At 57.4% G+C, this 14,901-nt stretch carries 10 protein-coding genes; 6 read left to right on the forward strand and 4 right to left on the reverse strand.

Translation table 11 applies throughout. From position 1 onward, the window contains the following. Positions 1–69 precede the first annotated feature (69 nt). On the reverse strand, positions 70–2,541 hold the full coding sequence (locus U2949_RS06670) for a bifunctional acetate--CoA ligase family protein/GNAT family N-acetyltransferase (protein WP_035270494.1): 2,472 nt from the start codon (positions 2,539–2,541) through the stop codon (positions 70–72). Positions 2,542–2,933: 392 nt separating this feature from the next. On the opposite strand from U2949_RS06670, the gene U2949_RS06675 reads away from it, so the two are divergent. From U2949_RS06675 to gltX, 5 genes are all read left to right on the forward strand, one after another. After that, positions 2,934–3,152, forward strand: a complete 219-nt coding sequence (locus tag U2949_RS06675) for a hypothetical protein (protein WP_257723701.1) — start codon at positions 2,934–2,936, stop codon at positions 3,150–3,152. A gap of 134 nt (positions 3,153–3,286) precedes the next feature. Then, the gene (gene mgtA / locus U2949_RS06680) at positions 3,287–5,989 is read left to right on the forward strand and encodes a magnesium-translocating P-type ATPase (RefSeq protein WP_321286831.1); all 2,703 of its coding nucleotides are present in this window, start codon (positions 3,287–3,289) and stop codon (positions 5,987–5,989) included. A 130-nt stretch (positions 5,990–6,119) separates the two neighbouring features. Beyond that, entirely contained in the window at positions 6,120–7,199 is a 1,080-nt protein-coding gene (locus U2949_RS06685; protein ID WP_321286833.1) for a sensor histidine kinase, read from the forward strand. After that, a complete protein-coding gene (locus U2949_RS06690; protein ID WP_321286835.1) occupies positions 7,196–7,837 on the forward strand; it encodes a response regulator transcription factor in 642 nt (213 codons plus the stop codon). Before U2949_RS06685 ends, U2949_RS06690 begins: the two co-directional genes overlap by 4 nt. A gap of 103 nt (positions 7,838–7,940) precedes the next feature. Next, complete coding sequence (gltX, locus tag U2949_RS06695) at positions 7,941–9,350, forward strand: glutamate--tRNA ligase (RefSeq protein ID WP_321286837.1); 1,410 nt, start codon at positions 7,941–7,943, stop codon at positions 9,348–9,350. A 192-nt stretch (positions 9,351–9,542) separates the two neighbouring features. Here the strand turns inward: gltX and U2949_RS06700 are convergent, their stop codons facing one another. From U2949_RS06700 to U2949_RS06710, 3 genes are all read right to left on the reverse strand, one after another. Continuing rightward, a complete protein-coding gene (locus tag U2949_RS06700; protein WP_321286840.1) occupies positions 9,543–10,091 on the reverse strand; it encodes a YaeQ family protein in 549 nt (182 codons plus the stop codon). 76 nt (positions 10,092–10,167) lie between these two features. Then, positions 10,168–10,677, reverse strand: coding sequence for a hypothetical protein (locus U2949_RS06705; protein ID WP_026484394.1), 510 nt, complete (start codon positions 10,675–10,677; stop codon positions 10,168–10,170). Between the two features lie 99 nt (positions 10,678–10,776). Continuing rightward, the gene (locus tag U2949_RS06710) at positions 10,777–11,235 is read right to left on the reverse strand and encodes an Lrp/AsnC family transcriptional regulator (protein WP_009460635.1); all 459 of its coding nucleotides are present in this window, start codon (positions 11,233–11,235) and stop codon (positions 10,777–10,779) included. 112 nt (positions 11,236–11,347) lie between these two features. Between U2949_RS06710 and U2949_RS06715 the strand changes: the two genes are divergently transcribed. Continuing rightward, a complete protein-coding gene (locus U2949_RS06715) occupies positions 11,348–14,806 on the forward strand; it encodes an indolepyruvate ferredoxin oxidoreductase family protein (RefSeq protein WP_026484395.1) in 3,459 nt (1,152 codons plus the stop codon). The last annotated feature ends 95 nt before the right edge of the window (positions 14,807–14,901 follow it).

Consider the following 14,901-nt stretch of genomic DNA (forward strand, 5'->3'; position numbering starts at 1 on the left):
GAGTGAATCGGGACATCAGGGAACAATTAAACGGGTATTTACCTGACAAGCAGATAGGCCTGCCTGTGCCTAATCCGAGCGACGGGTCTCACCCAGATCCAGCCAGACGCGACGCATGCTGGGATCTTCCGGGTCCGCATCGTTCTGAAAGCCCAGACGCTTCATCAGAGCTTGCATAGGCGCATTGGAGGCCAGCACATAGCCGTCGATGTAGGTCAGCCCCTGCTCGGCGGCAGCCTGTATCAGCGCCTCCATCAGGATGACTCCCAGACCGCGCCGCTGCCAGGCATCCCCGATAACCAGGGCGTACTCCGCCCCCCGACCATCGCCATTACGAAGATAGTGGGCAAACCCAATAATCTCGTCACGGGGATGGTTACGGTTATCTGGATTGGGCGAACGCACGGTAGCGATCAGCGCCAGCTCCCGGTCGTAGTCGATACGGGTGTAGCGCGACAGCATGCGTGGAGTCAGCTCGCGCAGCATGGACACAAAGCGCATGTAGCGGCTTTCATCCGACAGGCCACGCATAAAGGTCTGCAAGGCCTCTGCGTCCTCGGGACGTATAGGGCGCAAGGTCCAGCGCTGCCCATCCTTGAACTGACGCCGCTCAATCATGTGACGCGGATAGGGATGAATCGCCATGTGGCGATAGCCAGCCGTTTCAGGCAGTACCAGCATGGACTGCTTGCTCAAGGAAATGGAAATGCTCTTGATGTACAGGCTATTCTCGCCCGCCATGATGGGGTCCAGCACCACACGGCGCACGCCGGGCAACTCGCTCATCAAATCCGAAAGACGCTCCAGCACCTGCAACAGCTGCGTCAACACCAAAGGCGTCAATTGCGAGGACAAGCTCTTGCGCCACAAGGGGCTACGCTCCACCAACTGGCGCGCCAGATAGCGGTTCAGCGGTGGCAGTTCTACCGCCGGATAGGATGAGGAAAGCCAATCCGCGTGATCGGCCCCACCAAAGACAGCGTAAGGCCCCAACTTGTCGTCGGTCTCAAAACGCAGACCCATGGGCGGAACATCAGGATCAGGCTCACCCTGATCGTGCGTCACACGCAAGTCGACAACAGGCACGTGGAAGTAGCGCAGCAGATCGCGGCACTCCTGCTCGCTAGCCTCGCGGCGCTCGCTTTGAATCTGGCGTACCAGTTCTCGGGCAGGCTCTACTTCTGGCAAGGTGCCCAGCGGCAAAGGCGGCAAGGTCTGCTGCGACAAATGCTGGTTGTAGTGATAACGGGCCAGCAAATCAAAAGCATTGGCAGCCGTGTCCGGGGTACGGAATGCCGGTGTGCCCACCCCATCGAGCAAATGACGTAAGGGCCGCATATCCGCATCCCCAATCAAGCACGTAATGATGGGTTTGCGAGCACTGGCCGACAGCATGGCCAGCTCACGCGATACCGCCGGCATATCGGCCAAGGGGTCTGGTGTCAGCAAGACCAGCACCCCGTCAATTTCCTTGTCATCCAGCAAGGTGGAAATAACCGAGTCGATACGCATGGGCGTCAGTGGCACATAAGTGACCACCGGGTTCTGAACCTGGTCGCCAGGAGCCAGCAGATTATCCAGCGCCCGCTGGGTAGAGGGCGACAGCTCCGGGCAGGTCACCGCGGCATCCGAACCCAGTACATCCAAAGCCATCTGCGCGGCCCCATTCCCATTGGAGAACAAGGCAATACGCCGCCCTTTGGGACGGCGGGTGTAAACCAGCACTTTCAGGGCCGAGAACAGCTGCACAAAATAACGAATGCGCACCGCCCCCACACGCCGCATCAAGGCATTGAAGACCGCCTCGTGGGCCTCGCCCTGCTGACGCTGACCGCCTACCTTCAGGACCACCACAGGTTTGACGGCCGCCACGGCGTGCAAGGCACTGGTGAAACGACGAGAAGCAGGTGTGTGCTCCAGATACAGCGCAATACTGTCCGTGCGCGGGTCCATGGCCAGATATTCAAGCACCTCGGGCACGTCGATAACGGCCTCGTCCCCGACCGACACAATGGCGGAAAAACCCAGGCTGACATCTTCGGCCCAGTCCATCAAGGCCGAGGTTATGGAGCGCGACTGAGACACCAGGGCCACACGGCCTGCCAGTGCCATTTGCGGCTCGTGACTTAAATTGATGCCCAGATGCGGCCGTTGTATCCCGAAGGCACGCGGCCCCAGCACCAGACAATTATTGATACGGGCCCAGGAGCGCGCATACACCATGTCTTCCATAGGATCGCGGGAGGCCAGATTGGAAGGCAGCAACAGAACCACACGTGGCTTATGCACCCGGATGGCATCCAGGGCCTGTGGCAAACGCACCGGCTCGATACACACCAGCGCCAGATCCAGGCGCTGTGTATCGGTCAAGCCCTCCAGACGATCGGGCACCAGCACTTGCGTGGCTGTAATCCGTGCCTGCGTGATCCGCCCAGCCAATCGGGCTGGCATCTCGTTGATCAGGGGCAAAGGCAAGGTGGAAACGACCAACACCGAACGGGGCTCAAACAATGCTGTCAGACGATGCCTTAGGGCTGCCATGATTGTTCCGCCATAAGAAAACCACACACCAAAATAATGAATTCTCCCATCTTAAGCACAGCCGCCTACAAATAAAAGAGACTTGGCTGGCTATCTCTGTCTTGCATCATGCAGCCGGTTTTTATCCTGTGGCGGACCACTCATATACTTTCGTATAGCAACCATACGCCAATGCCTGGGCAAAACGGGCGCAAAGCCAGTCTCAAAGCGGCTTGCAGGTCGTAAAATAACACCCGTTCGGAAAGCAGCACCTTTCGTTCTCTCTGACAGGAAAAAACACACTATGTCCAGCGACGACAGTCGAAGAAAGATGCTGCACAGGCCCCTCAGACACTACTGACCCACCGGGTTGTCTGCTGATGTGGCTTGCGCAGCACGATCAGGAGTCAACCATGCACCGCATTATTCATACTGGACCGATCCGGGCCCTGACCTCGTCGGGTTCGCCTCTTGCCACACATTGCCCTCGCGAGCGCGCTTTTCCCGGCCGCCGCCCCGCTATCGCCTGGCGTATCAACACGGCCAGTCGCAAACCAGAAATCCGCTGGATTGCAGACAGTGACAAACCACCCTCAGCGCGAGTGTGGCGCTGCACCTTGCCCAGCCACTAAACGCTGGCCTGACGCTTACTAAATCCGCTTGTTCTTACCTTTAGTTCGCCGACCCTGAAACCGGTCGGCAGGACCTGCTGCGTCCGTCTCTTGGGATGGACGGCACTGTCACGCCTGTACACCAGGAGCATTACATGAGCATTCAACAACACCGTTCGCCACTGCGCTCAGTGGACCACGACGCCAAGCTGCGCACGGCAACCGAAACCGGGCTTAGCCTGGAGACGACCCTGGCCGCTGTGCAGGCCAATCTGAACGGCCTGACCGACGCCGAGGCCTTGAGCCGCCTGACTGAATACGGCCCTAACGAGGTCGCTCGGGACAAGCCCGCCCACGCCCTGATTCAATTGGCGTTGGCCTTTAAAAATCCCTTTATTGCGGTCCTGATGGTGCTGGCCGCCGTCAGCGCTGTCACCGACATCATCTTGCCCATGCGCTCGGGCGAAGAAATGGACTACACCGGCGTGCTGATTATTGTGGTCATGGTCACCTTGAGCGGCCTGCTGCGTTTCTGGCAGGAATATCGTTCGGGCAAAGCTGCCCAAGCTCTGAAAGCCATGGTTCGTACCACCGCCAGCGTACAACGACGCTCTACTGTATCCAGCGCCACGGTCATGCGCGAAATCCCCATGATCCAGATCGTGCCCGGCGATATTGTGCGCCTGTCGGCTGGGGACATGATTCCGGCAGACCTGCGCTTGATAGAGTCCCGAGACTTGTTCGTCAGCCAGGCGGCTCTAACGGGTGAAGCCCTGCCTGTCGAAAAGTACGATGTCTTTAGCGCCGTCAGCAGCAAGAGTGCCTCTGCTTCCAGTTCCCAGGCCGGCGTGCTGGAACAGAACAATATGTGCTTTATGGGCACCAACGTGGTCAGCGGCACAGCCACGGCCATCGTTGTTGCTACCGGCGCCAAGACCTATTTTGGATCGCTGGCCAAGGCCATTGTGGGTTCGCGTGCCGAGACCTCTTTTGACCGGGGCGTGAACAGCGTTAGCTGGCTGCTGATTCGCTTCATGCTGGTCATGGTGCCCATCGTGCTGCTGATCAACGGCTTCTCCAAAGGCGACTGGACCGAAGCCTTCCTGTTCGCACTGGCCGTTGCCGTCGGTTTGACCCCTGAAATGCTGCCCATGATTGTGTCCTCTAACCTGGCCAAGGGCGCGGTGGCCATGGCCAAGAACAAGGTGGTGGTCAAGCGTCTGAACGCGATCCAGAACTTTGGTGCCATGGACGTGCTGTGTACCGACAAGACCGGCACCCTGACACAAGATCGCATCATTCTGGAACACCATCTGGGTCTGGATGATCGCAACAGTCCACGCATTCTGGAACTGGCGCTGCTCAACAGCCTGCACCAAAGCGGCGTGAAGAACCTGATGGATCAGGCGGTACTGCGCTTTGCAGAAAAAACACCCTCTGCCCTGCAAGCCATTGGCTCCTACCGCAAGATCGACGAACTGCCTTTTGATTTTGTGCGTCGTCGCCTATCGGTTGTCGTGCAAAATCCGCAAGGCGAACAGCTCATGGTCTGCAAGGGTGCGGTGGAAGAAATGCTCAGCATTGCCACCCACGTACAAGACGGTGACCAGCGCTTGCCACTGGATACCGAGCAACGTGCCCGTTTGCTGAAAATGGCTTACCGCTACAACTCGGACGGCTTCCGTGTCCTGCTGATTGCCACTCGCCGCATTCCTGTCGAACAGGCCAAGAGCCGTTATGAAGCCCAGGACGAATGCGAGATGACGGTACAAGGCTTGCTGACCTTCCTGGACCCACCAAAGGAAAGCGCTGCCCAAGCGATTGCCGCCCTGACCGAGCACGGTGTGGCCGTGAAAGTCCTGACCGGCGATAACGAAATCATTACCGCGAAAATCTGCCGTGAAGTGGGCCTGGAGCCCGGCAAGCCTTTGCTCGGACCTGAAATCGAGCTGATGCTAGACCCTGATCTGCGTTGCGCTGTCGAGCGCCACTCGGTTTTTGCCAAGCTCACGCCCCTGCAAAAATCGCGTGTTCTGAAAGCGCTGCAAGCCAATGGTCACACCGTCGGCTTTCTGGGGGATGGCATCAACGACGCCCCAGCCCTGCGCGATGCCGACGTGGGGATTTCGGTGGATAGCGGCACGGATATTGCCAAGGAATCGGCAGACATCATCTTGCTGGAAAAGAACCTGCTGGTTCTGGAAGAAGGCGTGATCAAAGGCCGCGAGACCTTTGGCAACATCATCAAGTACCTGAACATGACGGCCAGCTCCAACTTTGGCAATGTGTTCTCGGTGCTGGTGGCCAGTGCTTTCATCCCCTTCCTGCCCATGTTGGCCATCCACTTGCTGATTCAAAACCTGCTCTACGATATCTCCCAGCTGGCTTTGCCCTGGGACCGCATGGACAAGGACTTTCTACGCAAACCGCGTAAATGGGATGCCAAGAATATTGGCCGCTTCATGATCTGGATTGGCCCGACCTCGTCCATCTTCGACATCACTACCTTTGTCTTGATGTGGTACGTGTTTGACGCCAATACGCCTGAACTGCAATCGCTGTTCCAGTCCGGCTGGTTTATTGAAGGCTTGCTCTCGCAGACACTGGTTGTTCACATGCTGCGTACGCAAAAGATCCCCTTCATCCAAAGCACGGCTGCTCTGCCTGTGATGCTGATGACCCTCCTGATTGCCGCTATTGGTATTTATCTGCCCTTCTCCGGCGTCGGTGCTCTGGTTGGCCTGCAGCCTTTGCCTTGGGAATACTTCCCATGGCTGGTCGGCACCTTGCTGGCTTACTGCCTGGTCGCACAGGGCATGAAAATGCTGTACATCCGCCGCTTTGGCCAGTGGTTCTAAGTCTGACAGGCCTGGACTCCCGGAGCTCCTTTCGGGAGCCCAGGCCTTAACGCACATTCTGAAAGAACCTCGGGTATATGATGGCCACACTACAGACACCATCCTGCAGCTTGGCCCATACACGAAAGATATGACCCCATCCCTTCGCTTCCTATCGAGCAAAACCTACCGAGCCTTGGCCCTGACCGGCATTTGCATGTTGATGGCGCTGGTCTTTATTGCCGATACCGTCACCAACTACGCTATCGCTGCCGCGGTCTTTCACACCCCGCTGCTGCTGATAGCGATTCGTTTTCTGTCGGCACGGCAAGTTGTTGCCCTGACTACCATCAGCATGGTGCTGACCGTGGTCAGTTTTCTGCTGACCCGCTCGGGCGACTACGACGTGGGCCTGGTCAATACCGGCATCAGTATTATTGCCATCGCGATCACCTCGTATCTGGGGCTGAAGCTCAAGTCTGTACAGGCAGCGGCTCATGAGACACGCGAGCATTTGCTGCGTCTATCCCGTTTGACAACCCTGGGCCAGCTCAGTACCTCGATTGCTCATGAAGTCAGCCAGCCTTTGGCCGCCATCAACAGCAGCGCGGGTGCCTGTCAGCGCTGGCTGGAAGCCTCGCCCCCTAACGTAGAGAAGGCACAGGCTGCCGCGCAGCGTATTGTGTACGACGCCCAGCGCGCCAAGGATGTACTGGATCGGGTACGCAGCATTACCCGTAACGAAGCCCCCACCAGCAGCGCGTTTGATTTGAATCTGGCCCTGACCGAGCTGCTGAGCCTGTCCGGTGGCGAGATGCGACGTCAGCATATTGACCTGCGTCTGGCCCTGCAGTCCGATCTGCCCCAGGTCTTTGCCGACCGGGTTCAAATTCAGCAGGTAATGGCTAATTTGCTGCTCAATGCCATCGAAGCCCTATCGCCTCCCTCGGACTATCATGCGGCTCATATCACCATAGAAACCAGCGTCTTGCCCGGCGACAAGCCACAAGCCAACAAGGTGCTTTTTTCCATCAAGGACAATGGTCCTGGCTTGTCGGGCACGCAGTTGTCCCAATTGTTTGATACCTTCTGGACCACCAAGGCAAGCGGCCTGGGCCTGGGTCTGACCATCAGCCGCACCATTATTGATGCCAATAACGGCCATATCTGGGCCACTGACCAAGCCGATGGCGGTGCTGCCTTTCACTTCACATTACCTTTGGCGCCATGACAGAAAATCTGGATTCCTCTCTGAACACGCCCACTGTCTACATCATTGATGATGATCCCTCCGTTCGCGCGGCCCTGGACGATTTGCTAGCCAGCGTAGGCTTGAACGCACTGAGCTTTTCTTCTACGCGGGACTTTCTGGCGCATCCCTTATCTGACGCCCCTGCCTGTCTGGTGCTGGATGTGCGCATGCCCGAGCAAAGCGGCACGGACTTTCATTTGCAGATGGAGTCGCGCGGGCTGCACATGCCGGTCATCTTTATTACGGGCCACGGCGATATTCATATGGCGGTCAAGGCCATCAAGCATGGCGCCTGGGATTTTCTGACCAAACCGTTTGTGGATCAGGCCCTGATTGATGCCGTGCAGTCGGCTCTGGCCGCTGATGCGCAGAGCAAGGAAGAAGCCAGAACCCGCCTGACCTTGCAGCAACGCTGGGACAGCCTGAACGCGGGCGAGCGCGATGTGTTCGAGCGGGTGGTACAAGGCCTGCTGAACAAGCAGATCGCTGCCGAGCTGGAGGTGAAGGAAGTTACGGTCAAAGTGCGACGCGCACGCGTGATGCAAAAAATGCAGGCCGGTTCGCTGGCCGAGCTGGTGCGTCAGTTCGATCAGCTCAAGATAGAAAGCGGCCATTAGGACACTTCTGCGCAGCGGTTCTTTCCTAGTTGTCGTGCTGGGTTAAAATACGCAGATTCGGTCCCGTATGCGGGCTTCCCAAGGTCAAGGCCACACACAAGTTATGAGCACGTCTACTTCCAACGTCATCCGTACCCGTTTTGCCCCCTCGCCCACTGGTTATCTGCACCTGGGCGGCGCGCGCACTGCACTGTTTTCCTGGGCTTTTGCCCGTCATCATCAAGGCACTTTTGTGCTGCGTATTGAGGATACGGATCTGGAGCGTTCCACCCCCGAGGCGGTGCAAGGCATTCTGGATGGCATGCAATGGTTGGGCCTGGATGCGGACGAAGGTCCGTTCTACCAGATGCAGCGCATGGATCGTTACCGCGAGGTCATCGCCCAGTTGCTGAAAGACGGCCATGCCTATTACTGCTACAGCAGCCCCGAGGAAGTGGAAGCCATGCGCGAAAAAGCGCGTGTTCAGGGTTTGAAGCCTCGTTATGACGGCACCTGGCGTCCTGAGGCTGGCAAGGAGTTGCCTGCCATCCCGGCTGATCGCAAGCCTGTGGTTCGTTTCAAGAGCCCACAGTCCGGCGCAACCAGCTGGGACGATATGGTGAAGGGCCGCATCAGCTTTGATAACAGCGAGCTGGACGATCTGGTCATTGCCCGCCCGGACGGCACGCCTACGTACAACTTCTGCGTGGTGGTGGACGATTGGGACATGGCAATCACCCATGTGATTCGCGGTGACGATCACGTGAACAACACGCCACGTCAAATTGTGATTTTGCAGGCTTTGGGCGCTACCTTGCCTGAATACGGTCACGTGCCCATGATTCTGGGCCCTGATGGCGAGAAGCTGTCCAAGCGTCATGGTGCGGTCAGCATCATGGATTACGACAAGGACGGTTATCTGCCTGAAGCCATGATCAATTATCTGGCTCGTTTGGGCTGGAGCCATGGTGATGACGAGCTGTTCACCCGCGAGCAGTTGGTGGAGTGGTTTGATACGCGCAGTCTGAGCAAGTCCGCTTCGCAGTGGGACCCCAAGAAGTTGAACTGGGTGAACGCCCATTACATCAAGGCCAGTGACAATGCGGATCTGGCCGAGCGTGTGGCTCCACGTATTGAGGCCTTGGGTGGCAAGACGGATGGTCAGGACTTGCCCGGCATCATGGGTTTGTTGAAAGACCGTGCCGAGACCTTGAACCAGCTGGCTGAAGGTGCTTTGCTGTTCTGCCGTCCTTTCGAGCCCGCCAGCGATGAGCTGATGGCCGAAGTATTGACGCCGGAAGCGCGTGTTTTGCTACGGGACTTTGCCAGCAAGGCGATTAGCTTGCCGCAGTGGAATACAGAGAGTCTGGCTGCTTTGATCAAGCAGGTTCTGGCGGATCATGAGGTCAAGATGCCCAAGCTGGCTATTCCTTTGCGTGTGGCTGTGACGGGGCAGAAGCAGACGCCTGCGGTGGATGCGGTGCTGGCTTTGGTTGGGCGCGACAAGGTGTTGGGGCGTTTGGCTGGGCTGTAAGCGTTATAGATCAGTAGTTGAAGGGCATCTCATTCGAGGTGCCCTTTTTGTGTTTGACACCCTAACATCGACTCAATTGCTCGTATGTCGAAGCTAAGCCTGAGTGCAACCATACGCCGATTTCAAGGGAGCTACCTCAATGCTCTTTAGCCTCGGAGGCCACTTTATTTCGCAGCGAGCTGCTGGCTCATATCAAGCGGCAGCATTCAGGTGGCTGACTTCAATGGTGGCTTCGCCTTTGTCGCTGCTGGCCCAAACCGTGCCGTCCTGAATATTCAGATTGATGGTCATGCCTCGCTCGGCCAGGGCGGCTAAGGCGTCAGTCCCGGCGGCATCCAACGCATAGACCTGTATATTGCGAGCGCGGCTGATCTTGTCCTTGATACCACTCCACCAGACGGAGACATTGCGGCCATAGGCCAGCACCGTCACTTTGTCAGCACGGCCACTGGCTTTGATCAGACGTCTATCGTCCGGCAGGCCTACTTCCAGCCAATGCAGCAAATTGCCGCCCAGATCATGTTCCCACAAGGCGGGCTCATCCGAGTCGCTTAACCCGCGCGAAAAACTCAGGGCTTCATCCGCTTGCGCATACAAGCCGTAAGCCAGCAAACGCACCATCAGACGCTCTTCGGTCTCGGAGGGGTGACGGGCTAGCGTCAGGGTATGACTGCCGTAGTAGGCCCGATCGTTATCGGCCACATTAAGTTCAGCTTTATAAATCGTCGCGCGCAGAGCCATGGAGCGTCCAGCAAAAGAAACAGACAAAAAACTGGCCGCCCCCAGGACGGCCAGGAATCATTCAAACAAGCAGAGATCAGAATGGCAGGCGGTAGCCAGGCGACATTCTGGTCAGGCGATAGGTGGTACCACTTTGGTCACGCAGCACCAGATTGCGGGCTGTCAGGCTGACGATGTTGTAGTGGTTTTCGTAAATCGGGTCGCCCGGTTCAGTGGTGACCCCATTGGATTCTTGCGTGCTGATTTGCAAGTCGTTGCCCTTGCGCACCCAGCAACCGCTTTCGTTCAAGCCTTGCGAAGGTTTGTTGGGGCGCTTGACCTGTTCGGTGTACGCCATGGAACCGTCGGTTTGCAAGGTGAACAAGGTACGCAGCTCGCCAACCACACCTTTCTGGCGGTGCTTGCTTAGCCAATTACCAGCCAGTTGGTCCCCCGCCGCAGCAGGCTGGCATGCGGGATGGACAGGCTTGGCAGCCGCTTGTGCAGCAGGCTCGGGAGCCGGCGCTTTGACCGCGCAGGCGCTTAAAAACACGGTAGCCAGCACAGCAACCCAGGAAGTGCGTCGCAAGATATTCGCCTTCGTCATAAAACCCCGTCCTTCATGCGTACATACCGACCCACCACAGGCCAGCGAATCCTGATTATTCTACCCGAAGGCGCTTGTATTACCCCATAACAAGATGCTTCAAAGTGGCAAAGGCAAGCGGGTCACGTTCTTGATTTCACGCATGGCCACAATCGTGCGGGTTTGACGCACGCCCGGCATATTGAACAGGAAGCGGTGCAGGAAATCGTCGTAGGACTCGGCGCTGGGCACCATGATCTTGAGCAGAAAATCCGCATCGCCGGTCACGGCGTGACATTCCAGAATCTCGGGCGCATCTCGCACGGCACGGATGAAGTTATCGACTATTTCACCCGAGTGACGGTCCAGACTGATCTGGGTAAACATGCAACTTTGCAGTCCCACCTGACGGCGATCCACGCGCGCATAATAGCCTTGGATAACCTTGTTTTTTTCCAGGTTTTTGATGCGCCGCCAGACGGGCGCAGTGGACAAACCCACCTGCTCGGAGACCTGCTGAGCCGAGGCTCGGCCATCCAGCTGCAAGGCATCCAATATTTTTAAGTCAGTTTTATCCATATTTGAATATTTACGAAATGAACATTTCAAAGAATAGGGAATACACGCAACTATAACGCAAAAAAAAACGAGGGCAGACTCTCTATCATGATCTCTATCTGGAGGTTTCATCATGACGCAGTCCGTCGACACTCAATACAAGCTAAGCGACAACCTGACCGCACAATCAGGACGCATCTTTTTAACTGGCACACAGGCCCTGGTGCGCATGTTGCTGACCCAGGCTCGCCTGGATAAAGAACACGGTTTGAACACCGCCGGTTTTGTCTCCGGCTACCGTGGTTCGCCGCTGGGTGGCGTGGACATGATCATGTGGAAGGCCCAGAAGTATCTGGACCAGGCCAAGGTCCGTTTCCAGCCCGCTATTAACGAAGACCTGGCCGCCTCCATGATTATGGGCACCCAGCAAGCTGGCGAGCGTGCCGACCGTACCGTCGATGGCGTGTTCTCCATGTGGTATGGCAAGGGCCCCGGTGTAGACCGCGCGGGCGATGCCTTGCACCACGGCCATGCTGCCGGTGCTTCCCAACACGGTGGCGTCCTGATGATTGTGGGTGATGACCACGTGGCCTCGTCCTCATCCATTCCCCACGCCAGCGAACAATCCCTGATCGCCTGGGGCATCCCGGTGGTCAACCCCAGCTCTGTTGAAGAATACGAGCGCTTTGGCATTTGGGCCTGGGCCTTGTCGCGTTACTCCGGCTCCTGGGTAGCCTTCAAAGCCATCACCGAAACCGTGGAAAGCGGCCGCTCTTTCGAGATTGCCCCGCTGGATGATCTGGCACCTGCCCTGGCTGACAAGCAAGGCGGCAAGCACCCATACGACCCCAGCAAATTCCTGACCCCTTCCATGGAAGGTACGCTGGACGCCCGCCTGGATAGCGTGCGTGAATTTGCTCACAAGTACAGCCTGGACCGCGTGCTGGAAGCGGCACCTGATGCACGTATCGGTATTGTGTCCACCGGCAAGGCCACTCTGGATACACTGGACGCGCTGCAACAGCTCAGCGGTCTGGATAATCTGCCCGCCATTCGCCATCTGAAAATTGGTTTGAGCTGGCCTGTTAACCCGCAGTCGCTGGAAAACTTTATAGAAGGCCTGGACCACGTTCTGGTCATTGAAGAAAAAGGCCCAATCATTGAAGACCAGTTAAAGAATCTGCTCTTTAACCGTGCCCAACGCCCTACGGTGTCGGGCAAGCGTGATATTGAAAATGAAGTATTGATTCCCGCCGATGGTCAGCTCAGCCCTGCCCGTGTGGCCGTGGGTCTGCGTCGCTGGCTAGGTCATCACGCCCATGTGCAGTTGCCTGCCTGTACGGTGCAAAACCTGGCACCGATTGATACCAATGGTCTGACTCGTCGCCCCTACTTCTGTTCAGGCTGTCCGCACAATACTTCCACCAAAGTGCCCGAAGGCAGCCAGGCTATGGCCGGTGTGGGTTGTCACTACATGGCGACCTGGATGGACCGCAAAACCCGTGGTCTCACTCAAATGGGTGGCGAAGGCACGGACTGGGTGGGCCTGTCGCCCTTCATCCAGACCGGCCATATGTTCCAGAACATGGGTGAAGGCACGTATTTCCACTCCGGCTATCTGGCAATTCGTCAGGCCATTGCCGCGGGTGCCAACATTACTTACAAGATTCTGTTTAACGATGCGGTTGCCATGACGGGCGGTCAGCCGGTTGACGGCCCGATATCTGTGCCTCGCATTTGTCAGCAGACCATTGGTGAAGGTGCGCGTCGTGTGGTCATCACCACCGATGAGCCAGAACGCTATCGCGGTGTCAGCCTGCCTGCCGGTGTGGACGTTCATCACCGTCGCGAGCTGGATCGTTTGCAGCGCGAACTACGCGAGATCCCAGGCGTCACCATATTGATTCACGACCAGACCTGTGCGGCTGAAAAGCGCCGTCGTCGTAAAAAGAATGAGTACCCCGATCCTGCTCGTCGCCTCTTTATCAATAAGGCGGTCTGCGAAGGCTGTGGGGATTGCGGCGTGCAATCGAACTGCTTGTCTTTGGTGCCTGCTGAAACGCCCGAAGGCCGCAAGCGCCAGATCGACCAGTCCAGCTGTAATAAGGACTACTCCTGCGTGGACGGTTTCTGTCCCAGCTTTGTCTCAGTAATGGGCGGTGCCCTGCGCCGTGGCGATCAAAACGGTCAGGCCGATATGAAAGCCCAGTTGCTGGCCAAGCTGGACACGCTGCCGCAACCCAATATTCAAGCCAAGGACTGCAATGTGATTGTGGCCGGTGTAGGTGGTACCGGTGTGATCACTATTGGTGCGGTGCTCTCCATGGCTGTGCACCTGGAAGGCCGCTCCAGCTCCGTGCTGGACATGACGGGCCTGGCACAAAAGGGCGGCACCGTCATCAGCCACATTCGTCTGTCTGCTAATAAAGAGAACACGGGTGCGGTGCGTGTCGATCCCGGCCAGGCTGATCTGGCGATCTTGTGTGACGTGGTGGCAGCCGCTCACCCCAATGCCCTTTCCTGCCTGCGTCCTGGTCATACCCACGCCATCATCAACGAATACCTGGCCCCCACAGCCGAGTTCACCCGCAACCCGGATGCTCCTCTGGATGCACAGCACTTGCTGAGCCAACTGAAGGCCACTGCTGGAGAAAACCAGGTACGGTCGTTCAATGCTCACCAGGCTGCCACGCTGCTGTTCGGCGATAGCCTGCTGTCCAATATGCTTTTGATGGGTATGGCTTGGCAGCAAGGTTCCATGCCCGTTAGCAGCGCGGCGGTTGAACAGGCCATCCGTCTGAACGGTGTGGCGATTCAAGCCAACCTGGATGCCTTCCATTTGGGTCGCGTTCTGGCTCACGATGAAAAAGCGCTGGCCAGCCTCCTGGCTCCAGCCGCTCAGGTCGTAACCTTGCAGCGCCGCGAAACACTGGAACAAATCATGCAGCGCTGCACCAGCAGCCTGGAGCAATACCAGAACGCCGCGTATGCCCAGCGCTTCACCAACACCATCAATGCACTGCGTGACGCCGAGCAAAAACTGCGTCCGGGTCAGCGTCCTGCCTTGACTGAAAAAGCCGCACGCAGCTTGTACAAGCTGATGGCCTACAAGGATGAGTACGAAGTGGCCCGCCTGTTCAGCTCGCCCGCTTTCCGCCAGGATCTGGAGCAGCAATTTGAAGGTGACTTCTCCTTGCGCTTCCACTTCGCACCGCCTTTGCTGGCACGCCGTGATCCGGCTACCGGCCGCCCACGCAAGATCACCTTGGGTCCACGCACGGCCACCTTGCTGCGCTGGATGGCTAAAGGCAAAGGTCTGCGCAACACGGTACTGGATCCCTTTGGCTACACCCATGAGCGTCGTATGGAACGTCGCTTCTGGCGCGAATACCAGAACCTGCTCAACAACCTGAGCAAGAACCTGAATCAAGCCAACTACGCCACAGCGTTGGAACTGGCCGAACTGCCTCAACAATTACGCGGCTTCGGTCCCGTGAAAATGGAGTCGGCCAAGAAGTATGAAGCCCGCTTTGCCGAGTTGTCGCAGCAGTTGAAAAACACTGGGCCGGAAATTCAGGCCGTTCCCGCCTGAGCCTTGCCCGCTGCGACTTTTGAAACGATTAACCTGCCCTTTCAGCCCTGCTTATGCAGGGCTTTTTTTTGGCTTGAGCAGACATTGAAAACAGC

The sequence above is a fragment of the Alcaligenes phenolicus genome (assembly GCF_032063905.1).
Lineage (GTDB): Bacteria > Pseudomonadota > Gammaproteobacteria > Burkholderiales > Burkholderiaceae_B > Alcaligenes > Alcaligenes phenolicus.